The sequence below is a fragment of the Streptomyces sp. NPDC002520 genome (assembly GCF_053595235.1).
The window spans coordinates 62,353-78,096 of the sequence record NZ_JBSFXG010000026.1 but is presented as its reverse complement, the minus strand read 5'-3'; the positions used below and the strand labels follow the sequence as shown (position 1 = coordinate 78,096).

The 15,744-nt window shown below is 72.3% G+C and carries 13 protein-coding genes and 1 pseudogene; 7 read left to right on the top strand and 7 right to left on the bottom strand.

All coding sequences use genetic code 11. The features are described 5' to 3' along the window. The first annotated feature begins 29 nt into the window (after positions 1–29). The 3 genes from ACWD5D_RS30270 to ACWD5D_RS30260 are packed head-to-tail and all read left to right on the top strand — an operon-like array spanning position 30 to position 3,108. Positions 30–1,388, top strand: a complete 1,359-nt coding sequence (locus ACWD5D_RS30270) for an L-fuconate dehydratase (protein ID WP_451375947.1) — start codon at positions 30–32, stop codon at positions 1,386–1,388. Continuing rightward, positions 1,385–2,143 carry an SDR family NAD(P)-dependent oxidoreductase gene (locus ACWD5D_RS30265; RefSeq protein ID WP_451375946.1) on the top strand — a complete coding sequence of 253 codons (759 nt, stop codon included), beginning with the start codon at positions 1,385–1,387 and terminating at the stop codon, positions 2,141–2,143. Before ACWD5D_RS30270 ends, ACWD5D_RS30265 begins: the two co-directional genes overlap by 4 nt. Beyond that, positions 2,140–3,108: an aldo/keto reductase gene (locus ACWD5D_RS30260; RefSeq protein WP_451375945.1), complete on the top strand. Its 969-nt coding sequence runs from the start codon at positions 2,140–2,142 to the stop codon at positions 3,106–3,108. The genes ACWD5D_RS30265 and ACWD5D_RS30260 overlap by 4 nt, the downstream gene beginning before the upstream one ends. Before the next feature lie 241 nt (positions 3,109–3,349). Here the strand turns inward: ACWD5D_RS30260 and ACWD5D_RS30255 are convergent, their stop codons facing one another. Continuing rightward, positions 3,350–4,771 carry a lipase maturation factor family protein gene (locus ACWD5D_RS30255; RefSeq protein WP_451375944.1) on the bottom strand — a complete coding sequence of 474 codons (1,422 nt, stop codon included), beginning with the start codon at positions 4,769–4,771 and terminating at the stop codon, positions 3,350–3,352. A gap of 282 nt (positions 4,772–5,053) precedes the next feature. Here ACWD5D_RS30255 and ACWD5D_RS30250 point away from each other — a divergent pair. Then, positions 5,054–5,648: pseudogene (locus tag ACWD5D_RS30250) on the top strand (ATP-binding protein); the annotation flags it as partial. Positions 5,649–5,733: 85 nt separating this feature from the next. Continuing rightward, the gene (locus ACWD5D_RS30245; protein ID WP_451375943.1) at positions 5,734–6,597 is read left to right on the top strand and encodes an Fpg/Nei family DNA glycosylase; all 864 of its coding nucleotides are present in this window, start codon (positions 5,734–5,736) and stop codon (positions 6,595–6,597) included. Between the two features lie 34 nt (positions 6,598–6,631). Here ACWD5D_RS30245 and ACWD5D_RS30240 read toward each other — a convergent pair whose 3' ends face one another. From ACWD5D_RS30240 to ACWD5D_RS30230, 3 genes are all read right to left on the bottom strand, one after another. Beyond that, positions 6,632–7,285 carry a zf-HC2 domain-containing protein gene (locus tag ACWD5D_RS30240; protein ID WP_451375942.1) on the bottom strand — a complete coding sequence of 218 codons (654 nt, stop codon included), beginning with the start codon at positions 7,283–7,285 and terminating at the stop codon, positions 6,632–6,634. Between the two features lie 204 nt (positions 7,286–7,489). Then, the gene (locus ACWD5D_RS30235; protein ID WP_451375941.1) at positions 7,490–8,005 is read right to left on the bottom strand and encodes a hypothetical protein; all 516 of its coding nucleotides are present in this window, start codon (positions 8,003–8,005) and stop codon (positions 7,490–7,492) included. Between the two features lie 110 nt (positions 8,006–8,115). Then, a complete protein-coding gene (locus ACWD5D_RS30230) occupies positions 8,116–8,688 on the bottom strand; it encodes a sigma-70 family RNA polymerase sigma factor (RefSeq protein WP_451375940.1) in 573 nt (190 codons plus the stop codon). 238 nt (positions 8,689–8,926) lie between these two features. On the opposite strand from ACWD5D_RS30230, the gene ACWD5D_RS30225 reads away from it, so the two are divergent. After that, the gene (locus ACWD5D_RS30225; protein ID WP_451375939.1) at positions 8,927–10,069 is read left to right on the top strand and encodes a CapA family protein; all 1,143 of its coding nucleotides are present in this window, start codon (positions 8,927–8,929) and stop codon (positions 10,067–10,069) included. Here ACWD5D_RS30225 and ACWD5D_RS30220 read toward each other — a convergent pair whose 3' ends face one another. From ACWD5D_RS30220 to ACWD5D_RS30210, 3 genes are all read right to left on the bottom strand, one after another. Next, positions 10,070–11,494, bottom strand: a complete 1,425-nt coding sequence (locus ACWD5D_RS30220; RefSeq protein WP_451375938.1) for an amino acid permease — start codon at positions 11,492–11,494, stop codon at positions 10,070–10,072. It abuts the gene before it with no gap. A gap of 51 nt (positions 11,495–11,545) precedes the next feature. Further along, entirely contained in the window at positions 11,546–11,704 is a 159-nt protein-coding gene (locus ACWD5D_RS30215) for a hypothetical protein (protein ID WP_451375937.1), read from the bottom strand. A gap of 114 nt (positions 11,705–11,818) precedes the next feature. Further along, on the bottom strand, positions 11,819–12,307 hold the full coding sequence (locus ACWD5D_RS30210) for a universal stress protein (RefSeq protein ID WP_451375936.1): 489 nt from the start codon (positions 12,305–12,307) through the stop codon (positions 11,819–11,821). 89 nt (positions 12,308–12,396) lie between these two features. Between ACWD5D_RS30210 and lysX the strand changes: the two genes are divergently transcribed. After that, a complete protein-coding gene (gene lysX, locus ACWD5D_RS30205) occupies positions 12,397–15,675 on the top strand; it encodes a bifunctional lysylphosphatidylglycerol synthetase/lysine--tRNA ligase LysX (protein ID WP_451375935.1) in 3,279 nt (1,092 codons plus the stop codon). The last annotated feature ends 69 nt before the right edge of the window (positions 15,676–15,744 follow it).

The window sequence follows — 15,744 nt, the reverse complement described above, 5'->3', positions numbered from 1 at the left end:
CGACGCCCGCGCGAGCCATCCACCGCCCCATGACGGAAAGGACTTCAGTGTCCCGAGCCCCCGCCCGCGTCATCGCGGTCGACACCCACGACATCCGTTTCCCCACCTCGCGCGAGCTGGACGGCTCCGACGCGATGAACCCGGACCCCGACTACTCGGCGGCCTACGTCGTCCTGCGCACGGACGCCGCCGACGGCCACGAGGGACACGGCTTCACCTTCACCATCGGGCGGGGCAACGACGTCCAGGTCGCCGCGATCGACGCGCTGCGAGGCCATGTGCTCGGCCGTGACGTCGAGGAGCTGTGCGCCGACCCCGGCTCGCTCCTCGGGGACCTCGTCGGCGACAGCCAGCTGCGTTGGCTCGGCCCCGAGAAGGGCGTGATGCACATGGCGATCGGGGCCGTCGTGAACGCCGTGTGGGACCTGGCGGCGCGCCGGGCCGGCAAGCCGCTGTGGCAACTGCTCGCCGACGCCGAACCGGAGTGGCTGGTCCACCAGATCGACTTCCGTTACCTCACCGACGCGCTCACCCCGGAGGAGGCCCTCGACCTCCTCCGGCGCGGCAGACAGGGCGCGGCGGAGCGCCGGGCCCGGCTGCTGGAGCGCGGCTTCCCCGCCTACACCACCTCCCCGGGCTGGCTCGGCTACGACGACGAGAAGCTGACCCGGCTCGCCGTCCGGGCGGTCGCCGACGGATTCCGCCAGATCAAGCTGAAGGTGGGCGCCGACCTCGACGACGACGTGCGGCGCTGCCGGGTCGCCCGCGCGGTCATCGGCCCGGACGTCCGCCTCGCCGTCGACGCCAACCAGCGCTGGAACGTGGACGAGGCGATCGCCTGGACCCGCGCTCTCGCCGAGTTCGACCCGTACTGGATCGAGGAGCCGACCAGCCCCGACGACATCCTCGGGCACGCGACGATCCGCCGCGCGGTCCGGCCCGTCAAGGTCGCCACCGGCGAACACGTGCCCAACCGCGTCGTGTTCAAGCAGCTGCTCCAGGCCGGCGCCCTCGACATCGTGCAGATCGACGCGGCCCGCGTCGGCGGTGTGAACGAGAACCTCGCGATCCTGCTCCTCGCCGCCAAGTTCGGCGCCCCCGTCTGCCCGCACGCCGGCGGGGTCGGCCTGTGCGAACTCGTCCAGCACCTCTCGATGTTCGACTACCTGACGGTCTCCGGCACCACCGAGGACCGGGTCATCGAGTACGTCGACCACCTCCACGAGCACTTCGTCACTCCCGTGGTCATCCGCGACGGCCACTACACGGCCCCCACCGCGCCCGGCTTCTCGGCGGCCCTGCGCCCCGAGTCCATCGAGCGGTACACGTATCCCGGCGGCACTTTCTGGGCCGCCGACCCCGACACACAGAAGGGACGTGCGGCATGAGCGACTTCGCGGGTCTGAGAGCCCTGGTCACCGGCGGCGCCTCCGGGATCGGCCGGGCCACCGCCGACCTCCTCGCGGCACGGGGAGCCCAGGTCGCCGTCCTCGACCTGGACCCGTCCACCGTGGACAAGCCGCTGCTCGCACTGCCCGCCGACGTCACCGACGACGGCTCGGTCCGCGCGGCCGTCGGTGCGGCCGCCGAGGCCCTCGGCGGGCTCGACATCCTCGTCAACAACGCCGGGATCGGCGCCCAGGGCACCGTCGAGGACAACGACGACGAGGAGTGGCGGCGCGTCTACGACGTCAACGTCCTCGGTATGGTCCGCGCCGCCCGCGCCGCCCTCCCGCACCTGCGGCGCTCCGCGCACGCGGCGATCGTCAACACCTGCTCCATCGCGGCCACCGCCGGACTTCCGCGACGCGCCCTGTACAGCGCCACCAAGGGCGCGGTGTACTCCCTGACGCTGGCGATGGCCGCGGACCACGTCCGCGAGGGAATCCGCGTCAACTGCGTCAACCCCGGTACGGTCGACACCCCGTGGGTCGGCCGCCTGCTGGACGCGGCTGCCGACCCCGTCGCGGAACGTGCCGCCCTGGAGGCCCGCCAGCCCACCGGACGCCTGGTCTCCGCCGCCGAAGTCGCCACCGCCATCGCCTACTTGGCCGGTCCTCACTCCGGTGCCACCACCGGCACCGCCCTCGCCGTCGACGGCGGCATGCAGGGCCTGCGGCTGCGCCCGGCGGCGACCCGATGACCGCCCTGGGCCGCAGCGGCGTCGAGATCAGCCCCCTCGGCTTCGGCGCCGCAGCGATCGGCAACCTCTACACGCCGGTGAGCGAGGAGCAGGCGCACGAGGCGGTACGGGCCGCCTGGGAGCGAGGCATCCGGTACTTCGACACGGCGCCCCACTACGGCCTGGGCCTGTCCGAACGACGTCTCGGCGCGGCCCTGCGGGAGTACGACCGCGCCACGTACACGCTCTCCACCAAGGTCGGCCGGCGCCTGGAACCCGCCGACGGCACCGGGGACGACCTGGCGAGCGGCTTCGCCGTCCCCGCCACCCAGCGCCGCGTCTGGGACTTCAGCGCCGACGGCATCCGCCGCACCCTGGAGGCGAGCCTGGACCGGCTCGGCCTCGACCGCGTCGACGTCGTCTACCTCCACGACCCCGACGACCACGCCGAACAGGCCTTCCGCGAGGGCTACCCCGCACTGGAGAAGCTTCGCTCGGAAGGCGTCGTCGGCGCGATCGGCGCGGGCATGAACCAGGCGGAGATGCTCACCCGGTTCGTCCGCGACACGGACGTGGACACGGTGCTGTGCGCCGGCCGGTACACCCTGCTCGACCTGAGCGCGGCGGCCGAGCTGCTCCCCGAGGCCCTCGCACGAGGTGTGTCGGTCGTCATCGGCGGCGCCTTCAACTCCGGCCTCCTGGCCGACCCGGCGCCCGGATCGACGTACAACTACACCCGCGCGCCACGGGACCTGCTGGAGCGCGCCCTTCGGATGAAGGAGGTCGCGGACCGGCACGGCGTCACCCTGCGCGCCGCCGCCCTGGCCCACTGCGCCGCGCACCCGGCCGTCGCCGGCGTTCTCGTCGGCACCCGCTCGGCCGCCGAAGTCCACGACTGCGCGGAGCAGTTCGGGATCCCGGTCCCGGACGCCTTCTGGCGGGAACTGCGCGCCACCGGTCTGCTTCCCCCCGAGGAGCCGTCATGAGAGTCGCCCTGCACACCAACCGCGACGCGGAGCGTCGCCAAAGCCCGGACGCCGAGCGCCCCATGGCAGTACAGTCGCTGTGTGCCGAGCGAGAGCCAAGCCCGGCGCGCGGCACTGTTTCGCCTTTCGTGTCACCGGGCAGGTTCCGTCCCGGCTGGTGTCGAGGGAGTAAGACCTTCCAGGTCGCTGATCTGGGTGGCTTCCTGAGCCTGGAATTCCCCTGCTTCAGCTGGGGGAGGGTTCAAAACCTCTCGGACAGCCCCGCCAGCCGGGTGGGCGGCAGGTACTCCCGTACGTACACCCGCTCCCAGCACGCGCCCGTCTCCCGCAGTTCCCGCCACGTGGTGTAGCGGTAGCGGAACAGCCGGGCGCGGACGAAACGGGGCGGGGTGTCCGGCGGGAAGGGGGAGCGGCGCAGGAGCCGCAGGGTGTCGCGGTCGCTCACCAGCAGCCGTTCCACCAGGCCGCCGAACCACTCCCCGGCGTACGCCGGGGACAGCGCGGCGAACCACATCAGCCAGTCCAGGCGCAGATGATAGGGGGCGAACTGGCGCGGCCAGTGCCGCAGGTCACCGGGCTTGCCCCGGAACTCGTACTCCCGCCAGTCCGAGTCCTCGCGCGGTACGTCGTCCAGCGTGCCCTCGACCACGACCTCGTAACGGATCCGGCTGACGCTGCCGAAGGCTCCGTAGGTGTTGACCAGGTGCAGCGGGTCGAAGGAGCGGTTCATGACCTGGCGGCGGGAGATCATGTTCACCACCGGGCGATAGCTCAGGCAGAGCAGCACGGCGCCGACCGCGAGCACCAGGACCTCGTACCACAGCGGTGCCGCGGGCACCGCCGGTGCGGTGGCGGGCAGCCGGAGCGCGGACAGGGCGAGGACGACGGTGATCCAGTTCAGCCAGGAGAAGTTGCCGGAGATGATCAGCCACAGCTGGGTGACGATCATCAGCGCGGCGGCGCCCGAGGCGATCGGCTGCGGGGTGAACAGCAGTACCGGCACCGCCAGTTGGGTGACGTGGTTGGCGGCCACCTCCACCCGGTGCAGCGGCTTCGGGAGATGGTGGAAGAACCAGCTCAGCGGGCCCGGCATCGGCTGCGTCTCGTGGTGGTAGTACAGGCACGTCAGCTTCCGCCAGCAGGCGTCGCCCCGGAGCTTGATCAGCCCGGCGCCGAACTCGACCCGGAACAGGATCCAGCGCAGCAGGAACAGCACCACGACCGGCGGCGCGACCTCGTCGTTGCCGAGGAACGCGGCGAGGAAACCGGTCTCCAGCAGCAGCGACTCCCAGCCGAAGGCGTACCACGTCTGGCCCACGTTCACGATCGACAGATACAGCGCCCACGGCACCAGCCACAGCAGGATCCCGCCCCACAGCGGCAGCAGCGCGTCCACGCCGGCCAGCAGCCCGGCCGACACCGCGCAGCCCGCCCAGGAGCAGGCCGCGAAGAAACGGTCCGAGTAGTGCCAGTGGAAGAGGCTCGGGGCCCGCTTGAACGGCATCCGGGCCGTGTAGTGGGGGATCGGCAGCATGCCGCGCTCGCCCAGCAGGGCCCGGAACTGCGAGACGGCCACCAGGAACGCGACGAGGTACACGGCGGCCAGGGCCCGCTGGAAGACCAGCCGGCTCAGCCAGTACTCGGGTGCGGTGAACCAGTCCACGGCCGTGCGCTCCTGCCTCCATTGTGACCACTCCCGCAGCCACTCCATCGGGGCCGGGTGACCGTTTCACGGCCGTCACCGCATGTACCGCACCAGGTCGTCCGCGTAACCCGGGCGGGAGGTCCGTCCCGCTCGAAGAATCGGACAAATACCGGCGCGGCTTCTCGGACGAGGAGCGGGCCGTCCTGGTCGCACTGGGCAGCACCATCGCGCAGAGCCTGCAGCGCGCCATGCTCTACGAGCAGGACAAGGACCTCGCCCAGGGGCTCCAGCAGGCGATGCGGGCTCGTCGAACAGCCCGGCACCGACCTCGACGACGCTATGCGGACCCTGGCGTCGCTCATCAGCGCCGGCCCCGAGGACGTGCACGAGCTCGCCGAGCGGCTGATCGCGGTGGCCGAGGAGCGCGGCGGCGACGACGACGTGGCCCTGCTCCTGCTGCACCGACGTGCGGCCGAGGCACCGCGCACCGGCGGCCGGCTCCGGCAGCACGTGTCCCCGGGCGACCCCGAGGCCCTCACCCGGGCCCGGCACATGATCCGCGCCGCGGTCCGCGCCTGGGGCGCCCGGGACCGGGCCGACGAGATCGAGCTGATCGCCGACGAGCTGATCACCAACGCGCTGATGCACACCGAGGGCTCCGCCCGCGCTGATGCACACCGAGGGCTCCGGGATCGTCACCCTGCGCGTCCTGGAGGGCAGCGGCCGGCGGCTGCGCGTCGAGGTCGAGGACTCCTCCAGCGCCCTGCCGCGCCGCCGCGAGGCGGGGGAGGACGGGGTCTCCGGCCGCGGCCTGCTCCTCGTGGACCGGCTCACCGACACCTGGGGCGTGGAGGCGCGCGGCGGCGGCAAGGCCGTGTGGTGCGAGTTCAGGGTGGCCCCGGACGACGGGGACGAACGCCGACGACTGTGCCGTCGGCTGTCGGCTGTCCGCTGTCGGTGCCGGATGGCACCCTGGACCCATGCCGGAACTGCCCGAGGTGGAAGCACTGAAGGACTTCCTCGCCGAGCACCTGGCCGGGCGCCGGGTGGTGCGGGTGCTGCCCCTCGCCATCAGCGTGCTGAAGACGTACGACCCGCCGGTCACCGCCGTCGAGGGCAGCGAGATCACCGCCGTGCGCCGGTACGGCAAGTTCCTCGACCTGGAGACGAGCGGCGGCCTGCATCTGGTGACCCACCTGGCCCGGGCCGGCTGGCTCCAGTGGAAGGACCGCCTCCCCGACGGCATGCCCCGCCCCGGCAAGGGCCCGCTGGCGCTGCGCGTGGCGCTGGAGACCGGCGAGGGCTTCGACCTCACCGAGGCCGGCACACAAAAGCGCCTCGCGGTGTACGTCGTGCACGACCCGCAGGAGGTACCGGGCATCGCCCGCCTCGGCCCCGACCCGCTCGCCGCCGAGTTCGACGAGTCCCGCTTCGCCGCCCTGCTCGACGACGAGAGACGGCAGCTGAAGGGCGCGCTGCGGGACCAGTCCCTGATCGCCGGGGTCGGCAACGCCTACAGCGACGAGATCCTGCACGCCGCGAAGATGTCCCCGTTCAAGCTCGCCGCGTCCCTGACCCCGGAGGAGACCGCGCGGCTCTACGAGGCGCTGCGCACCACACTCACCGAGGCGGTCGAGCGTTCGCGCGGGCTTGCGGCGGGACGGCTGAAGGCCGAGAAGAAGAGCGGTCTGCGCGTCCACGGCCGCACCGGCGAACCCTGCCCGGTGTGCGGCGACACCATCCGCGAGGTCTCCTTCAGCGACTCCTCGCTGCAGTACTGCCCCACCTGCCAGACCGGCGGGAAACCGCTGGCGGACCGCAGAATGTCCCGGCTGCTGAAGTGACGGCGGAAGGGGCCCGGCCGGTGCCGTGGTCCGGCTACCGCGCCCGGAGCGTGATCAGGCGCTGTCCGTCCGTGGTGCGCACCTCGTAGCGGGCGACCTGGTCGGGATGCATCGTCGAGCCGGCCAGGGTCGTGGTCGGGCCGGTGCCGTGCGCGCCGACGCCCCAGGCGGCGACGTTCTGCTCCGAGCCGTCCCGTCCGACGATCACGAGCCGGCAGAAGTGGGGTCCGGAGGCGTCCTTGACCTCCAGGCGCAGCCGGCTGCCCCACTCCTCGTCCTCGGAGGTCACCCGCGCCCACACCCCGGTCGCCGGGTCGGTCGCCGCCATGACCCGCGGACCCGCCTCACCGTGGCCCGTGTGCACCAGCAGCCCAGGACCGGCCACCGCCAGCACCACGGAGGCGGCCAGGCCGTACAGGAAATTGCGGCGCCGGGCCCGGTCCCGGTGGGCGACCTCGCCGAGCAGCCGCTCCAGCAGCCGGGGGCCGGGCTGGACCAGGGGGTGCACGAAGCGCGGGGTGGCGCGCCGGTACAGCATCAACTGCCGTGTCGTGGGCCCGAATTCGGTCACGTGCACCGTGCACCGGGGGCACTCCATGAGGTGGTCCTCGAAGCGGAAGGCCTCCGCCTCGTCCAGCACGCCGAGCGCGTACGCGCCGACGTCGCGATGCCGTTCCAGGGACCTCATGCCGAATCCTCGTGCCTTTGGGTGTGGGTGGGGTGACTCGTTGCTCCCACCCGTACGCAGAGGACTGCCGAATCACTCAAGCCGCACACGGAATCCCGGCCAGGAGATTCGGAGCGGCCGGGCCCGCGGATTGGTGCGAATTCCGGAAAGTCTCGAAGAACGCCGAACGCCCGATCGACGGCTGGCCGCGGAGGGCGCGACGGCTCAGAAGAGGTGGATGGCCAGATGGCCGAGCGGCAGGCCGAGGCGCCAGGCCGGGGTCCACACCTTCGGCCCGTCGTCCTCCCCGAACACCGTCCCGCCGCCCGGCACCGCGTCCAGGTCGGGCGCGAGCAGCTCGGTCTCCTCCAGCCAGCGCCACGCGTCCATCGCCAGCGCCAGGTCCGGCGAGGGCGCGGCGGACCCCGCCGCCTCCGCGGCCAGCTCGGCCAGCCGCTCGCGCACCCAGTCCTGCCAGGGCTGGTCGTACGCCGTCAGCGACAGCCATGTCTCCAGCTGCGAGACCACTCGGATGCAGGAGAGTTCGCCGTCGGTGTCGGACAGGAAGACGGTCAGCGCCAGCGCGTCCCGGCCGGCCCGGAACTCGAAGGACGTCGGCGGCATGAGATCGCCGGTGCGCAGCAGCTCGTCGGCGATGTACTCGGCGTACAACCAGGCCATGGGGACGGCGAGTTCACCGTCGTCGGTGCCGTCCGTGCTCTCGTGACCTCTGTGCAGCATCCCTTCCTGCCCTCCTCCGGTGCGTGCGCGTCGCCCGAACCCGGCCCCCCGCCCGGAACACGGATGAGGACAGCTGATTGCCCGAACGGGGGTCACAGCAAGGCGCTTTGCTAAGGCTTTGCCCTGTCACCGGTTTCACCGCAGCTCGGTCGATAACCCGGAAGGGCCCGGCGCAGGGCGCGCAGCGCGTAATACGCGCGGGACTTCACGGTACCGGGCGGAATGCCCAGGGTTTTCGCCGCTTCCGCCACACTGGCCCCCCGGAGATACACGAGTACGAGCACGTCACGGTGCTCGGGCGTGAGTGTCTTCACAGCATCCCGGACATCGAGCCTCGCGGCGGCCCGCTCGGCGTGGTCGTCGGTCACCCGCGCGTTCTCCGGGACCTCGTCGCAGATCTCGGGCGGCCGGGCCTGCCGAGCCCGTCGCGCGTCGATCGCCAGCCGCCGGGCGACGGTCAGCAGCCAGGGTCGTACGGAGTCGAAGTCCTCGGCGTACAGGGCCTCGGGATGCTGCCAGGCCCGCACCAGGGTCTCCTGCACGAGGTCCTCGGCGCGCTGCCGGTCCCCGTCGCAGAGCCGGAGCAGCATGGCGAACAGGGGGCGGCCGTGCTCGCGCTGGAGCGCCGCCAGGGTGTGCCCGGCGGTGGTGGCCCGGGGAGAAGTCGTGGTTGCGGCCGTCATGGCGGTATGCCAGCGCAGGCCGCCCTCGGGGGACAGGGGGTTCACGCGACTGTGCGACGGACGGTCGATCGTGTCGGCGAGCGGTACGGCGAACGGCGCGGTGAACGGTTCCGGAGCGCCGTGTCTGACACCGATTGGGCTAATCAAAGCGTCTGACCTGTTTGCGCCGGGAGTCAGCTTCGTACCCATATGCCTGTGACGGCTTTGTCTGTCAATACGACAACTCTGGGGTGAGCTGATGATCGGACGCAGACACCAGGTGGCTCTGGCGCTGACCGCCCTGCTCGCGGCGGCCGCCGCCTGTACCAACCAGGAGCGGGAGGAGTCCGCCGCCTCCGCGCACCCGGCGCCGCCCGCCGCCCGGGGCTTCACGCTCGTCGCCTCCGGTGACGTCCTGCCGCACGCCTCGGTCGTGGAGCGGGCCGGCTACGACGCCGGCGGCAACGGTTACAACTTCCGCCCGATGCTCTCCGGGGCCGAATCGGTGGTCTCCCGCGCCGACCTGGCGCTGTGTCACCTGGAGATGGTCCACGAGGGCGACCGCAACGGCCACCCCGCCTCCACGGCCCCGCCGCAGATCGCCTGGGGTCTCGCCGCCACCGGTTACGACAGCTGCTCCACCGCCTCCGAACACGCCCTGGACAACGGGGACGCCTTCCAGAGCACCCTCGCCGCCATGGACCAGGCGGGCCTGCGGCACACCGGAACCGCCCGCAACGAGTCCGAGGCCCGCTCGGTCGTCCTGCTCCAGGCCGGCCCGGCCAAGGTCGCCCATCTGTCGTACACCTACGCAGGCGACCAGCACCCGCTCGCCGCCGGTCCGTCCTGGGCCGTCAACCAGGTCGACGAGCAGCGGATGATCGCCGACGCCCGGGCCGCCCGGAAGGCCGGCGCCGACGTGGTCGTGGTCTCGGTGCACTGGGGCACCGCCTGGCAGGACGCCCCCGATCAGCTGCAGCTCACCCTCGCCCAGCGCCTGACGGCGTCGAAGACCGCCGGCCGCCCGGACATCGACCTGATCCTCGGCACCGGCGCCCGTGTCCCGCAGGCCTACGAGAAGGTCAACGGGACCTGGGTGGTCTACGGCATGGGCGACCAGGTCGCGGGCGAGATGTACAACGGCCAGGGCGTGCGGGACTCCCGTGGCGACGAGTCCACCATCGGCCGCTTCACCTTCGCCCCGCCGGCCCGCCCCGGCGCCCGCTGGGAGATCACCCGGGCCGAGGCCCTCCCGCAGGTCTTCGACCTCGACGCCGGCCGGGCCGTCGACCTCGGTCAGGCCATCGCCGGCGGCGCCGAGCTGACCGGGGCGCGCGATCGCATCCAGGACGTCGTCCTCAGCCGGGGAGCGGCCAAGGACGGGCTGCTCGTCGGGCGGTGATCACTCCACGGGCGGCCTGGCGGCCAGCGCCGAACGGCGGTAGGAGTAGCCGAAGTAGATCACGCAGCCGATCAAGAACCACACGGCGAACCGCACCCAGGTCTGCCACTGCAGGAACGTGATCAGCCAGATGGAGAAGACCACGCCCAGCGCCGGCACGAACGGCATCCACGGCGTACGGAAGGAGCGCGGCAGCTCCGGCTGCCGGTAGCGCAGCACGATCACCGCCACGCACACCACGACGAACGCCAGCAGGATGCCGATGTTGGTCAGCTCGGCCGCCTCGCCGATCGGCAGGAACCCGGCGATCAGCGCCGAGGCGGCACCGACGATCCACGTCACCCGGGTCGGCACGTGCCGTGTCGGGTGCGTCTTGGCGAACCAGCGCGGCAGCAGCCCGTCCCGGGACATCGAGAACCACACCCGGGTCACGCCCAGCATGAAGGTGAACATCACGGTGAGGATGCCGATGATCGCGCCCACCGCGATCACGTCCGCGAGCTTGTTCAGGCCGACCGACTTGAACGCCGTGGAGAAGCCGCTCTCCGGGTCGATGTGCTTGTAGTTCTGCATGCCCGTCAGGACGAGACAGGCCGCCACGTACAGCACCATCGAGATCGCCAGCGAGTAGATGATCGCCTTCGGCATGTGCCGCTGCGCGTCCTTCGACTCCTCGGCCGCGGTCGACATCGCGTCGTAGCCGAACACGGCGAAGAACACGGTCGCCGCACCGGTGAACGCCCCGCTGACGCCGAACGGGAAGAACGGGTGGTAGTTCGCCGAGTTGATGTGGAACACGCCCACCCCGATCACCACGAGCACCACCAGCACCTTCAGCGCGACCACAATCGTCTCGAAGCGGGCGGCGCTGCGGATGCCCAGGTTGAGCAGCCAGGCGATCAGCAGGCACAGCACGGCCGCGAACAGGTCGACCCGGTGCCCGTGCCCGGTGCCGGGCGCGCCCAGCATCCACGAGGGCAGGTTGGCACCCATCTCCTCGACCAGGAAGCTGAAGTACCCGGAGATGCCGATGGCGACCACCGCCACGATCGCGGTGTACTCCAGCAGCAGGTCCCAGCCGATGAACCAGCCCGCGAACTCGCCGAGCACCGCGTACCCGTACGTGTAGGCCGAGCCCGCCTTCGGGATCAGCCCCGCGAACTCGGCGTAGGACAGCGCCGCGCAGGCACTGGCAAGACCGGCGATGAGGAAGGACACCAGCACCGCGGGCCCGGCCGTGCCGTTGGCCACCGTGCCGGCCAGCGTGAAGATGCCTGCGCCGATGATGCCGCCCACACCGATCGCGGTGAGCTGCCACAGCCCGAGCGAGCGCTCCAGTGCGGCGCCCTCGCGTACCTCGGTCTCCTCGATGTGTTCGATGGGTTTGCGACGGAGAATCCCTTCACCCACACGGAGCTTGGCCACGCGCCTCACCTCTTCCCCGACGGCAAACGGCTGACGGCCGATCATGATGGCTCAGGCTCGCCCAGGACGGAAGACGCCACGCACGGTCTCGTCCGGCGCGGCACGGGCGGGAGCCCGCGTGCGTGCCCCGGTCCGGGCGGGCGGCCGGGTGAGGTCGGCGTGCAGGGCCGCGACCCGCTCGGAGACGGCCTGCCGGGCGACCGCGACCACCCCGGCCGCCTCCTGGAATGCCCCGCGTCCACAACCAGTGGTTGTGTTGCTGAAGCTTCCGATCGCTTGCGTACCAGGCGCTGCTCGCGCCCCCGCTGCCGCTCCTGCGGCTGCCTACGGAACGACCGTCACCGGCCACCGGCCGGCCTTCACCAGCCGGACCGCCACCGAGCCGATGATGCGGTGCCCGGCCCGCTCGGAGGCGCCCACCACCACCGCGTCGGCCTTGAGTTCGTCGGCCGCCTTCACCAGGCCGTTGTAGGCGTCACCGCGGAACGTGTGGAACTCCCAGCGCACGTCGAAGATCCCCTTGACCCGCTCCGTCGCCTCCCTGATCTGGGCGATCAGGTCCTCGGCGATCTCGTCGGTCGTCTCCGCCACCGGCGCTCCGAGGGCCGCCCCGGCCGCCAGCACCGGCTGCACGTACACCACGGCCAGCAGCGCGTTCTGCCGCCGCGCCAGACCGCCCGCGTAGGCGGCGGCCCGCATCGAGGACTCCGAGCCGTCCATCCCGACCACGATGACCTTGGGCCCGTCCGTACCGCGCTCGAACCGGTGCGCCTGCCGCTTGTGCTGCTCGTGCTGCTCGTGCTGTTCGGCCACGCCGCGAGGCTATCGGAATCACCGCTTCCTGCCGAGGCCAGGGGCCGCTCGACGGGCGAGCGGCCCCGGCCCTTCCTACAGTCGGAAACATGACCGCCACCGCCGAGCCGGCCGCACGGAGCGACGCCGGGGGTCCGACAGGCCCGCCCGCCGGCGGCCGCCTCGGCCGGGTGCCCGAGGCCTTCGGAACCCTCTTCGGCGCGCTCGGCCTGTTCTGCGCCCTGCTCGCCGTCGTCGGCCCGCTGCGCCGTCTGCTGCGCCCGCTGGTGCACACCCTGGACCTGCTCCTGGTCCCGATCAGCGCCAACCTCGCCTACGCCGTCTTCCTGTTCCTGCTGGCCGCCGCCACCGCCGCCCGCAAGAAGGTCGCCTGGTGGCTGGTGGTCGTCTACCTGGGCCTGGTGGTCGTCACCGACGCCGTCGGCGTGGCCCTCGGCCTGTACGTCGACTCGCTGACGTCCCTGGTGCTGTGCGGGCTGATGCTGCTCCTGCTGGTGGTGGCCCGCAAGGAGTTCTACGCCGCCTCCCGCCGCGGTGCCGTGTGGCGGGCCCTGGCCGTCCTGGCGGCCGGAATCCTCATGGCGATCCTGCTGGGCTGGGGCCTGGTCGCGCTGTTCCCGGGCACGCTGCCACCGGGCCAGCACCTGGCCTGGGCCGCCGACCGGGTGTGCGGCGGACTGGTCTCCGACAGCGCCTTCGACGGCCGGCCGCCGCGCCAGGTCACCTTCGTGCTCGGCCTGCTCGGCGCGCTCGCCCTGCTGAACGCCGCTGCCGCGCTGTTCCGTTCGCAGCGCCTGGAGGCCGCCCTGCACGGCGACGAGGAGACCCGCATCCGCGCCCTGCTCGCGGCCTACGGCGAACGGGACTCGCTCGGCTACTTCGCCACCCGCCGCGACAAGGCCGTCGTCTTCTCCGCCAGCGGCAAGGCCGCCGTCACCTACCGCGTCGAGACCGGTGTCTGCCTCGCCAGCGGCGACCCGGTCGGCGACCCCGAGGCCTGGCCGCCCGCCATCGCCGCCTGGCTCGACGCGGCCCGCCGGCACGCCTGGGCACCCGCCGTGATGGGCGCCTCCGAGGACGGCGCCCGCGCCTACGCCCGCGCCGGACTCGGCGCCCTCCAGCTCGGTGACGAGGCGATCCTGCACGTGCCCGGATTCGACCTGGACGGCCGGGACATGCGTGTCACCCGGCAGGCCGTCCACCGTGTCCGCCGTACCGGCGCCACCTGCCGCATCCGCCGCCACGCCGACCTCGGCGACCGGGAGATGGAGGAGATCGTCGACAAGGCCGACGCCTGGCGCGACACCGAGACCGAACGGGGCTTCTCCATGGCCCTGGACCGGCTCGGCGACCCCTGTGACGGCGACTGCCTGCTCGTGGAGGCCCTCGGCGACGACGGACGGCTGCTCGCCCTGCTCTCCTTGGTGCCCTGGGGCCGCGACGGCGTCTCCCTGGACCTGATGCGCCGTGACCGCAGCGCACCCAACGGAGTCATGGAGTTCATGGTCGCCGAGCTGTGCGCGGCCGCCCCGCGACTCGGGGTGCACAGGATCTCGCTGAACTTCGCGGTGTTCCGCTCGGTCTTCGAGGAGGGCGCCCGCATCGGTGCCGGACCCGTCCTGCGGCTCTGGCGCCGCCTGCTGCTGTTCTTCTCCCGCTGGTGGCAGCTGGAGGCCCTCTACCGCTCCAACGCCAAATACCACCCCGAGTGGTACCCGCGCTTCATCTGCTACGGCGAGACCGCCTCCCTCGCCCGCATCGGCCTCGCCTCCGGCATCGCCGAGGGGTTCGTGCCCGTACCGTCCCTGCGCAAGCTCTGGCGCCGGGGCCACGCCGAGCCGGGGCAGGGGCCCGCCGTCGCCCCGGCTCCGCCGCCGACGACGGCACTCGGCCCGGCCGAAGGGGAGGAGGCCGGGCCCGCCGCACCGGAAGAGGGCCTGCCCGACCAGTTCCGCGTCCGCCACCGCACCCTCGACCGGCTGCGGGCCGCCGGCACCGACCCCTACCCGGTCGGCACCCCCGCCCCCACCCACGCCCTCGCCGACGTGCCCCTGGACCAGGACGTCACCGTGGCCGGCCGCGTCCTGATGGTCCGCGACTTCGGCGGCATCCTCTTCGTCGTCCTGCGCGACTGGTCGGGCGACCACCAGCTCGCCCTCACCCGCCACGGCTCCGGGCCCGAGCTGGACCGCTTCCGCGCCGACACCGACATCGGCGACCTCATCACCGCCACCGGCCGCACCGGCCTGAGCGACCGGGGCGAGCCGACCGTCTTCGTCACCTCCTGGCAGCTGACCGGCAAGTGCCTGCGCCCGCTGCCCGACAAACGCCGCGGCCTCACCGACCCCGAGGCCAAGGTCCGCCGCCGCTACCTCGACCTGGCCACCAGCCCCCGCTCCCGCGGCGTGCTCCGGGCCCGCTCCGCCGTCGTACAGGCACTGCGCCAGGGCCTGCTGGACCGCGGCTACATCGAGGTCGAGACCCCGATGCTCCAGCAGATCCACGGCGGCGCCAACGCCCGCCCCTTCACCACCCACAGCAACGCCTACGACCTCGACCTCTACCTGCGCATCGCCCCCGAGCTGTACCTCAAGAGGCTGTGCGTCGGCGGCCTGGAGAAGGTCTTCGAGCTGGGCCGCACCTTCCGCAACGAGGGTGTCTCCTACAAGCACAACCCCGAGTTCACGATGCTGGAGGCCTACCAGGCGCACGCCGACTACGACGTGATGCTCGACCTGACCCGGGAACTCGTCCAGGCCGCCGCCACGGCCGCCTTCGGCACACCGGTCGCGCACAGGGACGGCCAGGCGTACGACATCTCCGGGAGGTGGCCGGTGCGGACGGTGTACGGGGCGATCTCCGAGGCCCTGGGCGAGGAGGTCACCCCCGGCACCGAACTTCTCCGGCTGCACCGGCTGTGCGACCGCGCGGGCGTGCCGTACACCGGCGACGACGGACCCGGTGACGTCGCCCTGGAGATGTACGAGCGGCTCGTGGAGGACCGCACGCGGCTGCCCACCTTCTACAAGGACTTCCCGACCGAGGTCTCCCCGCTCACCCGGCAGCACCGCGGCGACCCGCGGCTCGCCGAGCGCTGGGACCTCGTCGCCTTCGGCACCGAACTGGGCACCGCCTACTCCGAACTGACCGACCCTGTCGAACAGCGCCGCCGGCTCACCGCCCAGTCCCTGCGGGCGGCCGGCGGCGACCCCGAGGCCATGGAACTCGACGAGGACTTCCTCGACGCCCTCGAGTACGCGATGCCGCCGACCGGCGGACTCGGCCTCGGCGTGGACCGGCTGGTCATGTTCCTCACCGGCCTCACGATCCGCGAGACCCTGCCGTTCCCGCTGGTGCGGCAGCGCTGAGCGCTCGGCCGCAACGGGGTGCGTTCTCCGCGGGTCCGTCGTGGCCGGTCGCTCCCCCACTCTCGACAT